12 protein-coding genes and 1 pseudogene are annotated in these 20,313 nt (G+C 61.0%); 4 read left to right on the forward strand and 9 right to left on the reverse strand.

Features of this window, described 5'->3' with window-relative positions:
- Positions 1 to 15: 15 nt before the first annotated feature.
- Positions 16 to 1,368 carry a dockerin type I domain-containing protein gene (locus ACQZAB_RS13340; RefSeq protein ID WP_428390010.1) on the reverse strand — a complete coding sequence of 451 codons (1,353 nt, stop codon included), beginning with the start codon at positions 1,366 to 1,368 and terminating at the stop codon, positions 16 to 18.
- Between the two features lie 465 nt (positions 1,369 to 1,833).
- Between ACQZAB_RS13340 and ACQZAB_RS13345 the strand changes: the two genes are divergently transcribed.
- On the forward strand, positions 1,834 to 2,862 hold the full coding sequence (locus ACQZAB_RS13345; protein ID WP_428390011.1) for a type II secretion system protein: 1,029 nt from the start codon (positions 1,834 to 1,836) through the stop codon (positions 2,860 to 2,862).
- 374 nt (positions 2,863 to 3,236) lie between these two features.
- Here ACQZAB_RS13345 and ACQZAB_RS13350 read toward each other — a convergent pair whose 3' ends face one another.
- The 4 genes from ACQZAB_RS13350 to ACQZAB_RS13365 form a co-directional block, all read right to left on the reverse strand.
- Positions 3,237 to 4,157 carry a carbohydrate ABC transporter permease gene (locus tag ACQZAB_RS13350; RefSeq protein ID WP_428390012.1) on the reverse strand — a complete coding sequence of 307 codons (921 nt, stop codon included), beginning with the start codon at positions 4,155 to 4,157 and terminating at the stop codon, positions 3,237 to 3,239.
- The gene (locus tag ACQZAB_RS13355; protein WP_428390013.1) at positions 4,154 to 6,565 is read right to left on the reverse strand and encodes an extracellular solute-binding protein; all 2,412 of its coding nucleotides are present in this window, start codon (positions 6,563 to 6,565) and stop codon (positions 4,154 to 4,156) included. Before ACQZAB_RS13355 ends, ACQZAB_RS13350 begins: the two co-directional genes overlap by 4 nt.
- Positions 6,562 to 9,408, reverse strand: a complete 2,847-nt coding sequence (locus ACQZAB_RS13360; RefSeq protein ID WP_428390014.1) for an alpha-amylase family glycosyl hydrolase — start codon at positions 9,406 to 9,408, stop codon at positions 6,562 to 6,564. The genes ACQZAB_RS13355 and ACQZAB_RS13360 overlap by 4 nt, the downstream gene beginning before the upstream one ends.
- A 175-nt stretch (positions 9,409 to 9,583) precedes the next feature.
- Positions 9,584 to 10,681, reverse strand: coding sequence for a LacI family DNA-binding transcriptional regulator (locus tag ACQZAB_RS13365; protein WP_428390015.1), 1,098 nt, complete (start codon positions 10,679 to 10,681; stop codon positions 9,584 to 9,586).
- A gap of 401 nt (positions 10,682 to 11,082) precedes the next feature.
- On the opposite strand from ACQZAB_RS13365, the gene ACQZAB_RS13370 reads away from it, so the two are divergent.
- Positions 11,083 to 12,021: a PEP-CTERM sorting domain-containing protein gene (locus ACQZAB_RS13370; RefSeq protein WP_428390016.1), complete on the forward strand. Its 939-nt coding sequence runs from the start codon at positions 11,083 to 11,085 to the stop codon at positions 12,019 to 12,021.
- Positions 12,022 to 12,144: 123 nt separating this feature from the next.
- On the forward strand, positions 12,145 to 15,354 hold the full coding sequence (locus tag ACQZAB_RS13375) for an alpha-amylase family glycosyl hydrolase (RefSeq protein ID WP_428390017.1): 3,210 nt from the start codon (positions 12,145 to 12,147) through the stop codon (positions 15,352 to 15,354).
- 165 nt (positions 15,355 to 15,519) lie between these two features.
- Here ACQZAB_RS13375 and ACQZAB_RS13380 read toward each other — a convergent pair.
- The 4 genes and pseudogenes from ACQZAB_RS13380 to ACQZAB_RS13395 form a co-directional block, all read right to left on the reverse strand.
- Positions 15,520 to 15,750: pseudogene (locus tag ACQZAB_RS13380) on the reverse strand (MafI family immunity protein); the annotation flags it as partial.
- A gap of 231 nt (positions 15,751 to 15,981) precedes the next feature.
- Entirely contained in the window at positions 15,982 to 16,734 is a 753-nt protein-coding gene (locus ACQZAB_RS13385) for an anti-sigma factor domain-containing protein (RefSeq protein ID WP_428390018.1), read from the reverse strand.
- Positions 16,721 to 17,290 carry an RNA polymerase sigma factor gene (locus tag ACQZAB_RS13390; protein WP_428390019.1) on the reverse strand — a complete coding sequence of 190 codons (570 nt, stop codon included), beginning with the start codon at positions 17,288 to 17,290 and terminating at the stop codon, positions 16,721 to 16,723. Before ACQZAB_RS13390 ends, ACQZAB_RS13385 begins: the two co-directional genes overlap by 14 nt.
- A 152-nt stretch (positions 17,291 to 17,442) precedes the next feature.
- The gene (locus ACQZAB_RS13395) at positions 17,443 to 18,639 is read right to left on the reverse strand and encodes a fasciclin domain-containing protein (RefSeq protein WP_428390020.1); all 1,197 of its coding nucleotides are present in this window, start codon (positions 18,637 to 18,639) and stop codon (positions 17,443 to 17,445) included.
- Positions 18,640 to 18,946: 307 nt separating this feature from the next.
- On the opposite strand from ACQZAB_RS13395, the gene ACQZAB_RS13400 reads away from it, so the two are divergent.
- Positions 18,947 to 20,278, forward strand: coding sequence for an alpha/beta hydrolase-fold protein (locus tag ACQZAB_RS13400; RefSeq protein WP_428390021.1), 1,332 nt, complete (start codon positions 18,947 to 18,949; stop codon positions 20,276 to 20,278).
- The last annotated feature ends 35 nt before the right edge of the window (positions 20,279 to 20,313 follow it).

Genomic DNA, 20,313 nt, shown 5'->3' on the forward strand with positions numbered 1-20,313 from the left:
AAATCAGCACTCACATCAGCGACGACGCACAAACGCCAGCGCCGACAGACCCAACAGTGCCGCCGAAGCAGGCTCGGGAACCACGCCCGCAGGAGCAAAGTTCGACGCCAGAATCGACAGGTCGATCAGGTCAACCACGGTATCACCGTTGAAGTCGCCCTCGGCGACCGTGAACCCGCTGCCAGCAGGATCAAAGTTCGTCGCCAGAATCGACAGGTCGATCAGGTCCACAAACCCATCGCCGTTCGCATCGCCCGGGATCAGGCTCGAACCGCCGTTGGCCACCACATCAAACTGATCGCCGGCAAAGGTGTTGAAATCCACGCCCGAAAGCGGGTTGTCACCACCAATGAACCCACCCGAACCATCGCCGCCGATGTTGCCCTGAAGCACACCCTCGCCGTTCACCTGGTTCGACAGATAGGAATACTCACTGCCGTTCACGTGCGCGTGAATCTTGATGTCACCAGCACCCGCCGACGTACCAAGCGTCGAAAGCGGAATCATGAACTCCGCACCCGTCATCACCTGACCGGCCAGAGCCACAAACTCGGGATCAGCGATGTCGCTGCCACCATTGCCGATCACACCACCGGCGGTCGGTACCGGGTTCTCAGGATCGCCATCATCGGCAAACGCATTCTCGTTGTTGATCTGGGCCTTGATGCCGAACGCGCTGTTATCCGCAGCCGCACGACCACCGCTGGGCGTGATGAAGAACTGCTCAATAGGCGTCGTAATCGGGTCAGCCGAGCTGGCATCCACAAAGTTCACCTCAACGCCCTGGGCACCCGGGGCGCTCGTGCCGCCCGCATAACCAGCCGCCGGATTCTGCGACTGCGGAACCAGCTCAGCGAAGTGAGCCGAGAGCAACCAGCCCGAAGGAGCAAACGGATTGCCCGGATCATCAATCGATTCCGTGCCGTGCGTCAGCGCCAGCATGTAGTCCGCCTCGAAGCCAGCATCAAACGTGATGCCGCTCAGCGAACGCAAACCGTTGTTGAAACCACCAATCCCAAAGTCCAGATCGGCGAGCGGGTCCTCAGGATCATTCAGCAACTGGTTCACACCACCATCAACAGAGTCAAACATGATGACCAGCTTGTTGAAGTTGCTCTCAAGGTTCCCAGCGATGAACCCGTAAAGGTTGTCCCCCTCCACCCGTGCGTAAAAAGCATCCAGCTCAGAGCCATTGGCAAATTCAGCTTGGCCCAGGCTGCTGTCGCCAAAACCCGTGTTCGTGTTCTGCACCGACAACGCCGTGCCGTAGAACTCGGTGTCCAGAAAACCATCGATAACCGGCTGGGCACTCGCCACACCGGCAAAAGCAAAAGCAGACGCGAAACCAGCGATGGACAGGGATCTCATGATTCAACCTCCAGGGGTATGAGAAAAAAGAAACTTGCGGACAGGTCAACGACCCACGTGCGAAACAACAAGGCGAGACACAGAAGGCCCTCCGACCTTCTATCGCAAAAGATAACCCCAGTGAACCGCTTAAGCAAGCCGCATAACCCAATCCGGGCAGACTTTTCCCACAAGACCCAGATAAACCGCCGCCCCACCCGCGCAGCACGCTCTTGAGCTCCACCAGAAGGCAAAATAGGTCGACTTTTCTGATTGATTCGCACTTGACGCCCGACCACTCGCGCTTATGCTTATAGGAAATAAGCAGATTTCGATGTCTCAAGGCTGCTCAGCTAAACCGCATCTGCCCGATACCAGTCACAGGAAAAGAGCCTCAAAACGGATTCTTGCACGGTCAAAGGGTGAACCGTTTAAACCAACCACCCGACTCGCGACAACGACTCACAGCTCAAGAAGGAGCAAACCATGATCCCTGGCCTCCAGAAAACACACCCACGCCTCCAAGGCTTCACCCTCATCGAACTCCTCGTGGTGATCTCCATCATCGCCCTCCTCATCGGCATCCTCCTCCCGGCCCTGGGAGCCGCCCGAAACACCGCCCGCTCCGCCGCCTGCCTCTCCAACGGACGCCAGCAAACCGTCGCTGCCAGTGTTTTCGCAGTCGAGTACCAGGACCTGTTCCCCGTCACGGCAGAAACAGACTGGGTAGAAGACGAATTCGGCTTTGACAGAGACAAGTTTGCATTCCGAGCAACCGGCAACGCCAGCGATCCACTAACCCTGAAAGATCATGCATCGGCCTTGATCCCTTACCTCGGTGGCGGGCAGAACGACACCTTCTGGGATCAAGGGCCTGCCTCACAGTTTCAGCAAAATAATCCTGAGGTCTTTCTCTGCCCCGCTGACCCGGGACTGAATACGGATTTCCCAGGCTATATCGTTGACCTCAACGCTGCCGGAGAAAATGGCGACATTACACCGCCGGATAACTTCCTGCCCCTGTCCTATGGTGTCAATGTTGACATCACAGCTCTCAACCGCTCGACTAATAACTTCTCGATGCGAGGCGCTAACACCATCCTCCCATACCAGTCACCTTCTGCCGATGGTTTGCCAGTTGGCGGTAACCAGAACGCGATCAAAGCACCATCCCAAACCATGCTGTACGGCGATCTAGGCACAAGGTCAGAGAACGATGCTCGTGTCCAGACACAGGGCGGCATCCATGTCTGGAATGACACGGTGTTTATTTCCAGTGCAGGACACCGGGCCGTTGGAGTCGATAACCCCGGAACACTTGCTGGGCACTATGCCGATGCAAGATTCCGAGCCAAACTGCCGGTCGACGGCCAAACACTTCCGGGGCTTGAAAGCTTCGGAGGACGCCACGGCAGCAACATGAACATCTTCTACGCTGACGGCCATGGCGGCTCGGTCAACCCCGAAGGAGCCACCAACGTGCTCCTGACACCCCTCAACATCAAGTCACAGTAACCTCGATCATCCGTTCAAAACGACAGGCGTCCGCCCGACAGGCGGACGCTTTTTTCATGCGCGAACACCTTCGGCCATCACATCACCCCCACAAGCCCTGGATAGAACGACCAGCAATCCCCATCACAAACCACAGATAGAAATCTCGGTGCCCCTTCGCAAGCTCCTCGCATAAACCCGCGGTTAAGCCACGCAATAAGCAATGCACATTCGAGCCCTGGTGTGCCACCGCGGCCCTGCTTCAAATCACCCAACAACAATCAACTCACAGCAAGCAAACTCCCCCTCACGGGCCCCAGGCGCAAGCCCGGAGTGCTACCCCTCCAAAGATCCCCGAACGCAAATTCAGGGCACCAGCAAGCCTCCCTTTCAACTCACCCCTTCACCCCAGCCTCCGCCGCATTCCCCACAAAGTACCGCTGAGCCGCAAAGAACAACAACACACAAGGCAGCATCGTCACACAAGACGCCGCCATCAACAGCTCACGATTCTGAACCCCATACTGCCCATTGAAACTGTTCAGCTCCAACGCCAGCGTCCGGTTCTCAGGCGAGTTCAGATAAATCAGCGGGTTCATGAAGTCGTTCCACGCAAACATGAACGTGTAAATCGCCACGATCGCAATCACCGGCCAACTCAAAGGAAGCATGATCCGCCAGTAAATCCCAAAAGGCGAAGCCCCATCAATCCGCGCCGCCTCCAGCAACTCCTCAGGCAGCTGCGAAAAGAACTGACGGAACATGAAAATGAAAAACGGCTGCCCGAAGAACATCGGCACCACCAGAGGCAGCATCGTGTCGATCCAACCCATCTGCCGAAACAGCAAAAACACCGGAATCATCGTCACCTGAGGCGGCAACATCATCGTCGCCAACATCAACATGAACAGCGGGTCCCGTCCCCGAAACCGAAACCGCGCAAACCCAAAACCCACCAGCGACGACGAAAACACCGCCCCCACCACACTCAGCACCGTGATCACCACCGTGTTCGAGAGCGCCGGAAACGCCCACGCCCCCACGTCCATCCCCATCAGTTCCAACGAGTCCGCATAGTTACCCCACTGCGGATCGCTAGGCAGCACCTTCCCGATCTCCGAAATCTCCTGGTCCGTCTTCAGCGAGTTCGAAACCATCCAGAAGAACGGAATCAGCAGCAGCGTCGCCCCCACCAAAAGCAGCAGGTACGTCGCCACATCACCCCCACTCCGAAACCGCTTCGGACGGTAAGCCCGATGAAGTGCCTCAGCCCGCGCCGCATCCCTCTCGCTGACAACCGCCTGCTCACCGCTCATGATCGCAGCCCCTCATAATGCACCAGACCCTTCGATCCGCGGAAAACAAACAGCGTCAACACCAGCACCAGCAAAAACAGCACCCACGCCAACGCCGACGCATAACCCATGTTGTGATTCCGAAACGCGTGGTCATACAGATAAAGCACATAGAACAACAGGTTCTCATCCGTCCCGCCCGTCGACCCACGAATCACATAAGCCTGCGTAAACACCTGGAACGAACCAATGATCCCCATGATCACATTGAAGAAGATCAACGGAGACAACATCGGCAGCGTGATGTTCACGAACTGACGAACCGCCCCCGCACCATCAATCCGCGCCGCCTCATACAACGACTCAGGAATGTTCTTCAAACCCGCCAGATAGATAATCATCCCCCCACCCACACCCCAAACCGTCATCAGCACCAACGCCGGCATCGCAAACACCGCCCCGTCCACACCAAACCAGTCAGGCGGCTCCCAAGCCCAACCCGTCACCGCATTCACCGGCTCCAGAATCTGCCGCAGCACCAGATTCAACAAGCCCTCATCCGTATTGAAAATCGTGATCCAAAGCGTCACCAACGCCACACCCGTCACCACCGATGGCACAAAGTAAGCCGTCCTGAAAAACGCAATCCCCGGCACCTTCGCGTTCATCATCACCGCCACCAAAATCGCCGCCGTCTGAACAATGGGTACCGCCAGGATCGTGTAATAGAACGTCACCCAAAGCGCCTGCCCCACCTGCTCGTCGTACCGGAACATGTGAATGTAATTATCCAGCCCCACAAACCGAGCACTGCTAAGCGGCGCCATCGCCGACCACGACGTCAGACTTAGCAGCAGCGACACCACCATCGGCCCCAGCAAAAACAACACAAATCCCAGCAGCCACGGCCCAATAAACAAAAACCCCGTCCGCTCCTGAGCCCGGTCGATCGCACCCAGCTTCTGCTTCCGAGCAAACCACCACCCCACAAAAATCACCGCACCCACCAGCACCACCGCCGCTCCACCCACCCACGCCCAGGGCATCACCGGATAGTCACGCGTCTGCAAGGGCGAAGCCAACTCAGCCAGCCACTGACGCTCCACCTCCGCCGCCGCCTCCGCTGGCGTCATCTCATCCAACCGAATCGTCTTCGCCAACTCCTGCTCGAGAATCTGGTCAAACCGCCGATTAAGCGGGTTCATCGCCAGCCGCGCCGTCTCCGCCAACTCCAGAAACAGCTCCGCGTTCTCCGGCTTCTCGCCAGGCGTCAGGAACGACTCCGAATAAGCCACGCTCCGCATCACCGGCACCGCCAGCCCCAACTCCGCCAACCGCTCCTGACCCTCACCCGCACACATGAACTTCAGCAGCTCATAAGCCTCATCCGGATAAGCCGACTGCGAAGCAATCGACCACGCCACCGTCGCAATCCCCGTCACCGGCTCCGTTCCCTCCTTATGCGGAACCGGCACCACATCCCAATCAAAATCCTCAATCTTCCGGAACCGAGGCGTATACCACCGCCCCACCGGCCCCATCACCCCGATCCGACCCCGCCGAAACAGATCATCCTCATCCTGACTCAAACCCGTCGCATTGAAAATCGTCCCCTCCTCCATCCGCAACCGACGAATGTACGCCAGCGCCTCCTGCGCCCCCTCACCATCAACCGTCACATCCGTAAACGCATCCCCGTTGTCGCCCCCAAAGAAATCACCCCCGAAGTTCCACACAAGCACCCGCAAAACCGCAGGCCACGTCTTGAAAATCCCACCAAAGATCCGCTCGTTCGGATCATCCGGATCCCCAAGCGCCGTGATCTTCGCCATCGCCTCCGCAAACTCATCCCACGTCCAACCCTCATATGGAATCGACACCCCCGCCCGCCGAAACAGATCCAGATTCGCGTACATCAACAAAGGCGTGAAGTCCTTCGCCACCCCATACAGATCCCCCGACCCCACACGCTCCGCATCCGCGTCCCAACGAAACGCATCCAGCAGAATCGGAAACACATCCTCAATCCAGCCCGCCTCACCCGCCGCACGATCCTCCGCGAGATACGGCTCCAGATTCAGCAGCATCCCCGCCCGCGCAAAATCCGGCATGTCCTCATACCGCAGATAAAACAGATCAGGCGGGGTCCCCGCCGCCAGCATCGTCTTCAGCTTCGAGTCGTAATCACTCGCATGCAGACGCTCCACACGCACATCCGGATTCGCATCCCGATACGCCTGCACCAGCGCCTCAACAATCGCCACCTCATCCGTATCCCCCCAGTGCAACACCGTCAGCACCGGACGCGTATCCGACCACCGCTCCGCCCACATCCCCCATGTCCGCGCCCCCACATCGATCACCGCCCAAACGACAATCAACGCCGCCGCCAACCCCAACAACCATCGCGGGACATCCCAGAGCTTCATCGACGAACACCTTCCGCAACAGCAGCCGGCGGAACCGGAGCCAGAATCGCAGAACCCCACGGCTCCAACGCCACATCAATCGTCCCACGCAACCCGATCCGCGCCACCGCGATCGCCTTCGGCCGCCCACTCGCCTCATCCATCACCACACGCACGTGCGCCGATTCAAACCAGTCCACGTGCGCACGATCCGGATCAAGCTCCACCCGAACCGTCCGCGCCTCCGGACTCCGATTGAGCGCGACCACCACCCGTTCATCCCCCTCAACCCGCTCATACACCAGCACGCCCGCCGCATCATCCGCCGACTGCACCCGAAACACCCCCCGACGCAAAGGCCGAAGCGCCGTCCGCACCGCAATCAACCTCTGATGCGCCTCAAAAACATCCTCACGAATCCGCTGGTCCGGATCCGCATAAGGCATCAGATCCTCCCACCACATCGGCATCCGATTCGACGGATCGTCAGGCGAATACATCCCCACCTCATTCCCGTAGTAAATCATCGGAGCCCCCAGATACGTCATCTGGCACACCACCGCCTGAATCATCCGCTGATACGCCTCTTCACTTGGCGGGCCCTTGTGATAATCCGGCCCCGTGTCCTGCAGCCGATTCGCCCCGTCATAAGGACGATCCGGATTCATCAGCATCGACGCCAGCCGATCCGTGTCGTGCGAATCAAACAGATTCATCTGCACCAACGACACCTCAAACGGATACGCCAGCGACAACGCCAGCAGCCGCTCCCCAAACGCGCTCGCCGTGATCGCCTGCTCCCGATCCACAAAGAAATCGTGCGCCGCATCCGCGAACCGGTAGTTCATCACCGCATCGAACTGATCCCCCTCCAGCCACACCGTCGCGTCACTCCAGATCTCACCCGCAATAAACGCATCCGGGTTGATCGACTTCACCAACCGACGCCAGTCTCGCCAGAAAACCATCGGCACCTCGTTCGCCACGTCCAGGCGCCACCCATCAATCCCCTTGCTCACATCACCATCCGGTGCCATCCACCGACGCGTGATATCCAGCATGTGCTGCCGCGGGCCCGCAGCCAGACCCAGCACCGGATCCTGCTTGAACTTCGGCAGATGACCGCTCGGACCATCCCACGCCACCCACTGAATCCCGCCCGGCTTCCCATGCACCTCATACGGCTCCGGATGCCCCCACAACGACGGATCCCCCCAATCCGTGATCGCAAACCACCCCGCATACTTTGACCGCTTGCCGTTCTCCAGCACATCGATAAACGCATAGTGATTCCGCCCCACGTGATTGAACACCCCGTCAATCACCACCCGAAATCCCTGCGACTTCGCCTCGGCCAGAAAATCCAGGAACACACGATCCGAACCCGTCCACATCCACGTGCTCGGATCATCCGTCTCCGACAACACCGGCCAGTCACCCACCACCCCGAAGTTGTCATCGATATGACGGAAATCGCTCGCGTCATACTTGTGCATCGACGACCCCTCGAAAATCGGGTTGAAGTAGATCGCCGTCACCCCTAGCTCTTTCAGATAGCCGAGCTTCTCCTTCACCCCCTGAAGATCGCCGCCATACCGCCGCCGCCATACATTCCCCGCCCCCTCATAAAAGTTCTCCTCGCCCGCCACCTCGCCCGGCTGCGTCTCCCACCAGTCACTCCGCCAGTCCTCAATCAGCGTCTCGTAGTCCTTCGCCCCCGGATCATTCGACGGATCGCCATTGCGAAACCGCTCCGGAAAGATCTGATACCAAACCACGTCCCTCGCCCAGTCGGGCGTCACCGCCTTCGAAGCCTCCGGTGCTCGATACGCCAGAATCTCCGCCGCCTCACGATCCACCACCGCATCGCCCCGCGCATAAAAAACCCGCGCATCCCCATCAATCAGCTCGAAGTAGTACAACCCCCGATCCGCCTCCAGCGGCGCAAAACCACCCCACCGCTCAAACCCGCCCGCCGCCACCCCACGATCCAACCCCGCCGAAACCCAGTCGCCCGCACCCTCCGGGTCCGTCCACACCAAAGCCTCCTCGATATCGCCCGGCTGCACCCGCACCGCCAGCCGAGCCATCCCCTCACCCGCCAAAGCAGCCTCCCCACGATCACCCCCATCATGCCCCAGCCCTCGGCTCTGAATGTGGTCAGGCATCGGCGCCGGCAGCCGCCGCACATCCGGACCCAGCAAAAACGCCGAGTTCACTCCCCCGTGACCATCCGGCTCCTCCAGTGCGACATCACTCGCCGGGTCATTCATCCACACCGGCTCACCGCCACGATCCAGCACCAGCTTGTAATAGTGCACCCCGGGGTCCAGCCGAACCATCGTCCAGTACCCACCCTCCGCCTGCGCCGTCATCGGATGCACCGAGGACGACCAGTTATTAAACGACCCACCCACCGACACACCCCGCAAACCCTCATCCATCGGACCCGGCTGATAACCGAACGACTTCCACAACCCATCCAGCTGCTCCAGCGCCGGACCGCTAGGCGAAAACGCCACTGCCACCTGATGATGACGCGGACGAACACGCAGCATCGCCAGCACAGCCCCATCCTCACCTACCACCCGCACATCCGTCTCCGAATCCAGGCCCTCCAGAACCGCATACACCTTCCCCGCCTCCAGCAACCCGTCCGACCGAAGCGGCGTCAAAGCCTCCACCCCATCCGCCCCCTCATAACGAAGCTCAAGCCCCGTCACCTCCTCCATCACCTGCGCAACCCCGACCCGAGCATCGCCAAGCGACAGCATCCCCACCACCAGGGCCACCGTCATCACGAAAGGAAAAACCACCAACACCCAGACCGGCACCCGAGCGTCACCCTTAGCTGCATCTTGCAATCGATCGCCCTTTCAAACCGAATCATCAACGCCCGGACGCAAGTCCCTGAGCATAAATCAGCTACGTAATCGATCAAACCAAAACAACGAACACCAGACACACACGAGCCCCAGGCCCAAGCCAAGGTGCCTACGCCACGAGCCCCAGACGGAAGTCTGGGGGCAATCGGAGGAGCTACCGCCCCGCCGCAATCGCCGTTGATTCCCGCAAAATCAGGTGCGTCGGCAACAACTCCGCCACCGGGTCCTGCCGGCCGCGAACACGCTGAATCAACCGCTCGCACGCCACATCACCCAGGTCATACAGAGGCAGATGCACCGTCGTCAGAGGCGGATTCAGAAACTGACTCATATACAGATTGTCGAAACCAACCACCGACACGTCCGTCGGCACCTGACGGCCACTCTGATGCAGATAATGCACCGCACCCATGGCCATCTTGTCATTGCTCGCAAAAATCGCCGTCAGATCCGGATGACGCTCCATCAGCTGACGAGCCGCCTCCGCACCCCCCGTCTCCGAATAGCGACCATCCACCACCAGACTCGGATCGAACGTCCCCTCCTCCTCCATGCTCGCCCGAAACACCGCCAGGATGTCCTGCGTCGTCACCCCATGACTCCCGCCAATCACCATCCCCACCTTCTTGTGCCCCAGCTGCCGCAGGCAGTGCATCACCTGCTCGGCCCCCGCCGAGTAGTCACACACCACCGTATCCACGTCTAGATCATTGAACTGCGTGTTCACAGCCAGCACCGGCTGATCGCGATCCACCAGGTCATGCATGAACTCGTAATTCTCAATGAAGCCCAGGCACAGAATCCCATCCACAAACCGCCGCTCAACCAGCTCGATGTGCTGCCCCGACTCGATGAACTTCGGCTTCGCCTGCTCCAGCAAGATCTTGTGACCCAGCCGCGCAGCCCGGTCATAAATCCCCGAGATGATCTCACCGAAATACGCATCCGCAAACGCATGACTGAGAGGCGGGATCATCACCGCGATCAGACGCGTGTACGTGCTCGACAGGCTCTGCGCAACCCGGTCCGGCCGATACCCCAGATCATCCATCGACCGACGCACCCGCTGCTGCGTCGCCCGCGAAATACGCGGGTTGTTGTTCAGCACCATCGAAACCGTCGCAACCGACACATTCGAGTGCGCCGCCACCTCACGCATGCTCACACGCTTCGCACGCTTCGGAGAAGCGCTCGTCTCCTCCCCGGAGACACCCGAAGTGGGCACGCGAGGCGAACTACTGGAGGTGGCCATAAAAAGCTCTCTAGGCAGGCTGGGCAAGATGGAGAAAATCAGAAAACTAGAGACGACTCATGCCTGAGTTTAACACCATAGTAAAACGGATCAACACTGTCTAGCGGATTCAAGGCATATTCTCGCCTCCCACCCGACCCGCAGACCACCAGAAATCAGCAAACCCACCCCTCTCCCCAACAGCAACCCCAAAACTTTGCCATTTTCGGTTGACGTAAACCAAAAATCGGCGTTTAATAGGAGGAGTAATGACTCAATCAGGCGAGTAACACGCCCGCTTCTGCAAACAACCATCGAACCCCAAGTTAAACGATTCACTGGCCGGAGCGTACGCCGGCCGAAAAACAAGCCTCGAAACGCTGATCTCAGCAATCATTCCCTTAACGGAGTTGGAGAAAACCATGATCCGCACCACCGCATCCCTGATCGCTCTCGGCCTCGCAGCCCCCGCCTTCGCCGCACCCGTCATCGACGGCACCGTCGACGCCATGTACGGCGCCCCCCTCGCCGTTCAGACTGTCGAAACACAGTTCGGCGACAACTTCAGCGAACTCAACGCCGCCTACGCCACCGTCGCCAACGACCGGCTCTACGTCACGCTGACTGGCAACATCGAAACCAACTTCAACAAGATCTCCATTTTCATCGACTCGAAGGCCGGCGGCGAAAACACCCTCGACGGCAGCCTCGCCTACGACTTCGGCGACGTCGCCTCCAACTTCGGCGGACTCACCTTCGACGCCGGCTTCGAAGCCGACTACCACATGTTCGCCCGTACGGGCGGCGGCAACTTCGAGGTCGACATCGTCGACCGCGCAAACTCCGCCCCCGGCGCTGAGCTCGGCAACTTCGGCAGCTCCGCCGGCAACGCCGGACAGCTCGGCACCATCGCCGCCATCGGCGGAACCGCCACCACCGGCGCCGACGCAGGCACCTTCCTCACCCAGGACGTCCTCTTCGCCATGGACAACTCCAACGTCGCCGGCGTCCTCGGTGGCACCGCCGCGGCCGACCCCGTCGCCGCAGCCGCCGTCACCACCGGCCTCGAGTTCTCCATCGCCCTCGCCGACCTCGGCACCTTCACCGCCGGCGACGTCATCAAGATCCACGCCGCTGTCGGCAACGGCGACAACAATTTCCACTCCAACCAGATCCTCGGCGGTCTGCCCGCTCCCCAGGGCAACCTCGGCGGTGACGGTGGCGGTGGCTTTACCGGCAACCTCGCCGGCATCGACTTCAACCAGTACGCCGGCGATCAGTTCTTCACCGTCGTCGTCCCAGAGCCCGCCTCGGCCGCACTCCTCGGCCTCGCCGGTCTCGCACTGACCCGCCGTCGCTAATCAGTACCCCGGGCACAACGCCCGAACGATGCGATAGCCCATTGCTTTTTAAGGGCGCTTGGGTGAAAGCCTGAGCGCCCTTTTTTCTCCCCCAACCAAACCACGACCGACAGGAGCCGCCCCGTGACCAACACGAGACCAATCCCAAGCCGAGCCGTGACCGCCCTGCTCTGCCTCCTGGCTGCCCTCTTCCTCTCCGCCAGAACCGCCCACGCAGAAAACACCTCCGCACAGCCCATCCTCCAGGTCTTCGACCTCGACTGGACCACCATCGACGACCGCATGGCCGACATCTTCTCCGCCGGCTACGGACGACTCTGGCTACCCCCGCCCAACCGCGCCGACTCCGGCGGACTCTCCGTCGGCTACGACGTCTTCGACCGATTCGACCTCGGCACACCCGGCAACCCAACCCTCTACGGCACAGCCGGCGGCCTCAAAACCCTCGTCGACTCCGCCCACCAGGCCGGCATCAAGGTCAACACCGACTTCATCCCGAACCACAACGGCTTCTCCGACCACACCTCACCCGGCTTCGTCGCCGCAGGCGATTACCCCGGCTTCGTCACCCAACTCCCCACCGATCCCTTCGGCGACTTCCGCCCCCCCGCCTTCGACATCGACATCCCCACCCCCGACGAAAAGGTCTACCGACTCGCCGGACTCATCGATATCGCCCACGAAAAGAACTACCAGTTCATCCGCCATCCCGTCGACCCCGCCGACCCCCGCAACATCCCCTCCGGATCTTTCCACGACATCCCCGATCCCAACAACGCCCGCTTCTACACCGACCAGGACCTCGGCGGTACCACAGTCTTCGACCCACGTCTGAACCAGAACGTCACCCTCTACAACTTCAACCAGCAAAACCCCCTCGCCGGCGACCCCGTCACCGAAAACGCTACCGGCCTCCTCATCCGCAACATCCGCTGGATGATCCAGGAAGTCGGCGTCGACGGCTTCCGCTTCGACGCCGTCCGCCACTTCGAGCCCTGGGTCCTCGACTTCCTCGACCAAGGTTCCTTCCTCGCCAAGCCCGAGCCCCTCCTCGACGGCTCTCCCGACCACATCTTCTCCTTCTCCGAAACCGGCGGCGACAACCGCTCCGAGTTCATCAACAGCTACATCCGCAAGGACATCGACAACAACAACCTCAACGAACTCGGCGGCAACCGCGACGCCCTCGACTTCGGCTTCTTCTTCGCCGTCCGCGACAACCTCTCCGGCAACGGCATCGCCAACGACTGGCGCGACGTCAAAAACGCCTCCTTCGACGTCTTCGACGACGGCTTCGCCAACAACGGCTCGCAAGGCGTCGCCTTCGTCCAGTCACACGACGACGGACCCGCCTACCTCAACAACGTCGCACACGCCTACATGCTCATGCGACCCGGCCAGGCCATCGTCTACTTCAACGGCGAAAAACTCGAAGACGGCTTCCGAGACTTCCCCAAGCCCGGCCGTGGCGACGCGCTCGGCGGGGTCTTCGGCAACCAGATCACCACCCTCACCAACATCCGAAACACACACGGACGAGGCAACTACCTCGACCGCACACCCTCAGGCGACGAAAAAGAAATCCTCGTCTTCGAACGCGAAAACTCAGCCATCGTCCTCCTCTCCAACCGACTCGATGCCGGCTTCGACAGCCGAACCGTCCAGACCGCCTTCGCACCCGGCACACCCCTCATCGAACTCACCGGCAACGCCGCCGATCCAAACACCGACCCCACCGACGAACTCCCCTCACTCGTCGTCGTCAAGCCCGACGGTACCATCGACGTCCGCATCCCCCACAACCTCAACGTCAACGGCATCGAGCACGGCAACGGCTACCTCATCTATGGCGTCTCCGGCCCCCAGGGACAGATGAGCTTCCTCGATCCCAACAACCAGCCCATCACCAACATCATCGACGCCGAGCCACCCACCCTCACCGGCGATCCGCTCACCGATGACCGGCTCAACGGCGAAACCCGCCTCACCGACATCACCATCATCGACACCGATACCTTCACCATCAACGTCAACACCAACGCCGTCAACCTCCTCGGATCCTTCCGCGACCAGCCCGCCGATGGCGACTACGCAGCCTTCAAACTCAACGACGGACTAGACGGCAACAACAACGGCAACGTCGACCACGTCACCCCCAACTCCGTCCTCTACGGCTTCGAAGACTTCACCCAGGTCAACAACCCCGGTTTCTTCCAGCCCGATGGCAACGGCCTCTATCAGCAGACCATCGACACCGACCTCCTAGGCGAAGGCCAGCACTACATCACCACCCGCGTCTTCCGCCAACGAGCCGCCAACGAGCCCGCCGTCTTCACCGACTTCCGCCAGGTCATCTACATCGACCGCGAAGACCCCGAAGTCAGCTTCGTCTCCCTCGAAGGCATCGACGCCCCCGACGACCGCGACCGCCAGCTGATCCTCGAATCACTCGACGGCACCGCCAATTCCGTCCACGTCTTCGTCAACCTCGGCGCCAGCATCACCGACCAGCAGCTGCTCGAAGCCATCGAAAACAACGGCGCCGGACGCATCGACCTCCTCGACCGCCGCCTCTGGGGACGCAACATCAACGACCTCACCTCCGGCAACCAGAAGATCACCGTCGTCACCTTCGAACGCTCCGGCCGCCGCAGCATCCAGCACCTCACCGGCCTCAGCATCGCCACCGACTTCGGCTCCGGCATCGGCGACCTCGACGCCGACGACACCTACGAAGTCCGCGACGTCGAACTCTTCGAGCTCTTCCTCAACGCCAACAACGCGCAGTTCCGAGCCCCCGCCGATGCCAATGGCGACGGCCGACTCGACCTGCTCGACCTCACCCCCTTCGGCCAGGCACTCATCGACGCCGAAGCCCCCCTCAACACCCTCGGCGAATACGAGGACCTGCTCGCCCGCATCCTCAACGCCGCCACCCCAGGCGACATCAACCGCGACGGCACCCTCGACGCTGCCGACATCGACCTTCTCTACGCCAACCTCACCGACCCCGCCCTCGACTTCAACATCGACGGCCAGACCGACGACACCGACGTCGTCCACCTCGTCACCCTCCTCGCCAACACCTTCCTCGGCGACACCAACCTCGACGGCTCCGTCGACCTCATCGACCTCTCCAACCTCGCCACCAACTTCGGCAACGAAAACACCGGCTGGGCCCAGGGCGATATCTCAGGCGACACCGTCGTCGACCTCATCGACCTCTCCCTCCTCGCCACCAACTTCGGCCAATCCAACACCATCCCCGAACCCACCACCGCCGCCCTGCTCGCACTCGCCGGCCTCACGATGATCCGCCGTCGCAACAAGTAGTAAACGACACGGGCTCTCTCCTCCGGGTGCCACGCCCCCTCAGGGGCGTGCTCGGCAACCAACAACCATGGATGGCTGTGGGTAGCTTGCTGCCCACAGAACCGAGTATCTAAAGGCTGATCGAGCCGCAGTGCGTCACCGCGGCTGTGCTTAATGCACCCTGCACTAATCTAGTTTCTTCACCAACAAATCACCCCAGTATTGCCTCGAAACTCCATAATCGTCACAAGCCTTACGTATTTTGATGAACAACCGTTCTTCTATCTCGATGTCATCATCAGAGAGATAGTCACAAATGAATTCGATCGCAAGCCCCCACTCCCCTGCCTCATTGAGTTCCCCAATAAAAGCTATCCTTTTCTCGCTTAATAAGCCACTGACTTCTTCGATAATATCACTAACTTTTTTTTAACCATAGCTTTATCTCATGACCGACACCGAACAATACTCTTTTAATGTGTTATTAAGTAGAATCTTTTTTTTGCGTTACTGCGATCTATTTCATTACCCCGCTCTGCTAACCACAGAACCAGTCATCTACCTAGTGTTCGAGCTGCGGCTATACCAAGGGCCTTGATGAAGTATCGTTTCTACAGAAATCAGTCAATGTTCCCTGTTTCAGGGGCACTAACTTCCGGGGGCAACCCCCACCATCAACATCGGCCCATCCGAAACCACCACACCCCCAGGCCGCTCCCGCGTGATCGCGAACGCCGTAGGCGACACCACCGCCAGCTTCGCATCAATCGCAATCACCACCTCCCCCGCCGCCGTCACATCGAACACCCCGCCATCGATCGGCTGATCGTCACGCTCAGGGTCCACGATCCAAAGCTGATACTGCGCCTCCGCCGGATCATTCACCGCCAACCCATCCAGCCGCACAAACCCCGCCTGCGACGCGTTGTCCCACACCACCTCTCCACGCGCCCCCTCCACCGACGCATCCAGCGACCGCAACCCCACCACCATCGCAGCCTCCGCAGCACGCATCGCCGCAAAACGCTCCGCCGCACTCAGCTCCACCGGCACATCAACCACCTCGGGCTCAGCCTCCGCCACCAAATCCGTCCTATCCGTCACATCCTCACGCTCCATCACTAACGGCAGCCACGCGCCCGCCGCCAGCCCCAGACAAGCCGCTGCCGCGAGCCAACCCAGCCGACCGCCCCACGTCGACACCGGCACACGAATCACCTCCACCCGAGGCCGCGCACCTTCCGAAACCATGTCACGCCCGGACGAAACCAGCCGCTCCTTTAGCGACGCCGGAACGTCTTCATCGCTCCGGGTCGCCGCCAACTCGATCGACGCCTCCGCCAGCTCATCCGCCGTGATCGGTCGCCAGTCATCTCGCCGCTCTTGGTCACGATCGGTCATCACGAGCCTCCGATCTCCCCACACCCAGTCTCTGCCGAACCGCATCCAGCCCCCGCCGCACATGCGCCTTCACCGTCCCCAAGGGCATCCCAAGCAGCTCCGCAATCTGCCCGTGACTCCGCCCCTCCATCACCGACAGCAGCAACACCTTCCGCCGATCCTCAGGCAACGTCGCCACCGCCTCCCGCGCCCGCACCACCTCTTCCGCTCGCTCCGTCCGATCCACCTCCGCATGATCCGCCACATCCCACGCCGCCGCATCCAGCGCCGACACAGCCGGCCGCGCCGTCATCCGCCGCAAGCGATCCACGATCCGACGCCGCGTAATCACCGCCACAAACGCCTCACTGCTCGCAATGCTGCGATCGAACCGATCCGCATACCGCCAAAGCTCGACAAACACGTCCTGCACCAGATCCTCCGCTTCCTCCCGATCAGAAAGCCGCCGACGCGCCATCGCCCAAACCAGAGGCGAAAACAAATCCACACACCCGCGCACCGCCTCCGGCTCCCCCGCCGCCACACGCTCCAGCAAGTCCGCACCCTGATCAGCCAAAGCCAACTCCCATAGACACGAAGCCACCGCCGAGCGACACCATAAACCAAAAGCAAAAACGGCTGGCCCGCCTCGACCGTCCGCGGGTCAAGGCAGGACCAACCTCACCGCCGATCGCGATCCCTGTTGCGACCGACAGCGTTTATAGCCGTTCACCCACCCAGCACGATCACCGAGTTCTCGTAGCCCGCGTGATCCATCTCCCGCCGCGAGTTGCCAGGATCAAGCGTCCACTCCCCATCAACAATGAACTTGTACGGATGCTTGCCCGCCCCCAGATCCAGCTCCAGCTGCCAGGCATCACCGACACGCTCCATCACCGGACGATTCTCGTTCCAATCAGCAAACGCACCCGTCACGACCACCCGATTGGCCTCGGCAAACCCACGCAGCACAAACCGCACCCGGCCACCCCCAAGGTCCACCGGGCCCGTGCTCGTCCGCATCATCCGATTCGCCGAACGATTCAGCGTCACCAGCGCCGCATCCAGACCACGACGAAGTGCCCACGCCTTGTCCTCATCGCCCCGACGACGATCCGCCATATCCACCGCACGCACGAGCAGCGACTTCACCTCGACCGGCACCGTCGCATCATCCGCCGTAAGTAGCCCCATCACCGCCACCTCGTAAACCGCCAAACAGGCATCGGCATCGCCACGGTTGAACAACGGCACCCCACGCTCGATCGCCGATTCGATCAGCGCCGCCGCCGCTGCCTGCCCCTTCGGCTTCGCGTCCGAACTAGGCGGCAACAGCACGCTGTCGATCACATGGATCACGCCATTCGATGCGATCACATCCGTCGCCACGATCCGCGAATCATTCACACGCGGGCCACCCGGCGCATCCAGATCAATCCGGATCTCCGCCCCATTCAGCGTCTCGTACCGCGCGTCGTCTTCCAGATCACCGGCCAGCACCCGACCCGCGACACCGTGATACGTCAGCACCGCCACCAGCTTCTCCCGGTTCTCCGGCTGCAGCAGGCTCTCGTAGACCCCCTCGCCGAGCTTGTCGAAGGCCGCATCCGTCGGCGCGAAGATCGTGATCGGCCCATCGCCCTTGAGCGCCCCCACCAGATCCGCCGCGATCACCGCGTTCACAAGCTTATTGAACTGCCCCGCCGTCACCGCCGTGTCCACCAGGTCACGCACCGCGACCGGCTTCTCTTCCTGATGCGCGTGATCGCCTGCGTGATGATCGGCGTGCACCGGCGGGACACCCACCAGCCCGTTGATACCGATCACCGCGGCGCACAAACCGGCAGCCACCCGACCCGGCCGCGGATGCCAGCCAAGCAGGGAACGGGTGAGTGAATTGGAAGTCAGCGTCCTGAGAGTATTCATCGTCGTGCTCCTGTGTCGTCGCCGGATGATCCGAGTGCAAACCGCCAGCGAAGTGATGCGTGCCCCTGCAGCTTGCCCGGGAGTCGCATCCCAGCCGGCAATCTTGCAAGGCGGGCTCCGACCAACGAAGCCGCACGTTTTGTTCACCGTTAACTTCGCGGCCGCTTCCTGACTGGATGCACCAACCGGCTGATTTTGTTCAAAAACGAATCCGAACCAGAAAAAACAATCCGAAACCGACCTCGATTGGGGTATATTTGTGCAAAAGTTAACCGCTTCAACAGCCTGTCTGAGTCTCGGAGAAACCATGATCCGGTCTTCCCGCCTGCCCATCATCGCCTGCCTGGCCGCCCTGTCGATCCTCACCCTCACCGCCACCAACGCCCGGGCCCAGTACCAGCCCGAGAACCCCAGGCAGCCGATCTTCGATAGCTATAACGACTTCACCAGTCAGGTCTTGGCGCTCTCTACCATCGTCGACGACGCCGAACGCACCGCCGCCGTCGACGACTTCTGGAACACCCTCCGAGCCGCCGGCCAGGTCCCCTTCGCCATCGACGACCGCGTCGTCTTCATGTACCGCGGCCCCGCCAGCTCCGTCGCCTGGGCCGGCGACTTCAACGGCTGGAACCCCAGCAACAGCAACGGGATACGCATCGAGAACACCGACCTCTGGGTCCTCCAGCAGACCTTCCACGCCGACTCGCGCCTCGACTACAAGGTCGTCCTCAACGGCGGCTCCTGGATCCTCGACCCCGCCAACCCGCTCCAGATGTGGTCGGGCTTCGGCCCTAACTCCGAACTGAGAATGCCTTTATACGCGTTCCCAACCGAGACCGTCCGGTCCGAAACGGTTCCGCGTGGAACGATCACGGCCAACGCCCGGATCCCCAGCCAGCGACTCGGCCAGGATGTCAACGTAAGGGTCTACACCCCAGCCGGTTACGACGACGAGGCGATGGAGAATCTGCCCGTCGTCTACGTCACCGATGGCCATGAATACCTCGATCAGCGGCTCGGCGCCATGGCCACCGTGCTCGACAACCTGATCGATCAGGGCACCATCCAGCCCGTCATCGCAGTATTCATTGATCCGCGTAACCCCAGCAACGGCCAGAACCTACGCTTCGATCACTACATCAACAACCCGGATTTCGTGGGCTTTCTCGCCGATGAGCTCGTCCCGACCATCGACCGGAGTTTCCGCACCAACCCGACCGCTGAGGCTCGGACGATCATGGGCACGTCGCTGGGCGGGCTCGTCTCGGCGTATACGGGGGCGTTGCGGCCGGAGGTGTTTGGGAATCTCGGGATCCAGTCGCCGGCTTTCTGGACCTACCCGACGATCTACAACTGGTATCAGGACATGGACTTAGCTGATGCGCTGAAGATCGTGATGACGGCGGGGGCCGAGTACGACGGCAACGGCGGGGTGACGATGGACGCGATCCTCGGGGGCCGCGGGTTTGATTACCGCTTCATCGAGACGAACGAGGGGCATTCCTGGGGACAGTGGCGGGGGCTGCTGGATGAGATTCTGATCGATCTGGTGGGGCCGCCGAGCGAGATCCCTGAGCCCGGCGCCGCCCTGCTGATCGGTGTGGGAGCGGGGGTCTTATGGGCTCGGCGGCCGGGCTGATCGATCCTCCAGCGGGCAGGGCCGGGTGGTCGATT

This window comes from Mucisphaera sp. (assembly GCF_965279675.1).
Classification (GTDB): Bacteria; Planctomycetota; Phycisphaerae; order Phycisphaerales; family Phycisphaeraceae; genus Mucisphaera.

What these genes read in the sequence shown, in the direction of transcription:
- ACQZAB_RS13340 (WP_428390010.1), bottom strand. Translation starts at nt 1,368, where the DNA reads ATGAGATCCCTGTCCATCGCTGGTTTCGCGTCTGCTTTTGCTTTTGCC.
- ACQZAB_RS13395 (WP_428390020.1), bottom strand. Translation starts at nt 18,639, where the DNA reads ATGAATACTCTCAGGACGCTGACTTCCAATTCACTCACCCGTTCCCTG.
- ACQZAB_RS13350 (WP_428390012.1), bottom strand. Translation starts at nt 4,157, where the DNA reads ATGAGCGGTGAGCAGGCGGTTGTCAGCGAGAGGGATGCGGCGCGGGCT.
- ACQZAB_RS13365 (WP_428390015.1), bottom strand. Translation starts at nt 10,681, where the DNA reads ATGGCCACCTCCAGTAGTTCGCCTCGCGTGCCCACTTCGGGTGTCTCC.
- ACQZAB_RS13355 (WP_428390013.1), bottom strand. Translation starts at nt 6,565, where the DNA reads ATGAAGCTCTGGGATGTCCCGCGATGGTTGTTGGGGTTGGCGGCGGCG.
- ACQZAB_RS13370 (WP_428390016.1), top strand. Translation starts at nt 11,083, where the DNA reads ATGATCCGCACCACCGCATCCCTGATCGCTCTCGGCCTCGCAGCCCCC.
- ACQZAB_RS13385 (WP_428390018.1), bottom strand. Translation starts at nt 16,734, where the DNA reads ATGACCGATCGTGACCAAGAGCGGCGAGATGACTGGCGACCGATCACG.
- ACQZAB_RS13400 (WP_428390021.1), top strand. Translation starts at nt 18,947, where the DNA reads ATGATCCGGTCTTCCCGCCTGCCCATCATCGCCTGCCTGGCCGCCCTG.
- ACQZAB_RS13345 (WP_428390011.1), top strand. Translation starts at nt 1,834, where the DNA reads ATGATCCCTGGCCTCCAGAAAACACACCCACGCCTCCAAGGCTTCACC.